The 521-nt window shown below is 59.3% G+C and carries 1 pseudogene; it reads left to right on the top strand.

Features of this window, described 5'->3' with window-relative positions:
- Window positions 1-521, top strand: a pseudogene (locus KQI64_RS09340) (DNA-directed RNA polymerase subunit beta); the annotation flags it as partial.

Below are 521 nucleotides of genomic sequence, written 5' to 3'. Positions count from 1 at the left end.
CGTTCCAATCAGGGAACCTGCTTCAACCAGCGCCCCATCGTTTCACGCGGTCAGCGCGTAAAGAAGGGCGAGGTGCTCGCGGACGGCCCCGCTACCGATAACGGCGAGATCGCTCTCGGCAAAAACGCTCTCATCGGCTTCATGACCTGGGAGGGCTACAACTACGAGGACGCCGTTCTGCTTAACGAAAAAATCGTTCGCGACGATGTTTACACATCTATCCATATCGAAGAATACGACACCGAGGCGCGAGACACCAAGCTCGGCCCCGAAGAGATCACCCGCGACATCCCCAACGTGGGCGAGGATATGCTCAAATACCTTGACGAGGACGGTATCATCCAGATCGGTTCCGAGGTCAAGGCGGGCGACATCCTCGTCGGCAAGGTAACCCCCAAGGGCGAGACCGAGCTGACCGCTGAGGAAAGACTGCTGCGCGCCATCTTCGGCGAAAAGGCGAGAGAGGTAAGAGATACCTCGCTGCGCGTTCCCCACGGCGAGCAGGGCACGGTCGTGGACGT

This window comes from Lachnoclostridium sp. MSJ-17, assembly GCF_018918205.1.
Classification (GTDB): domain Bacteria; phylum Bacillota; class Clostridia; order Oscillospirales; family Acutalibacteraceae; genus Ruminococcoides.
Note: the sequence above shows the minus strand (reverse complement) of the source record. Positions and strands in the feature narration are given on the sequence as shown.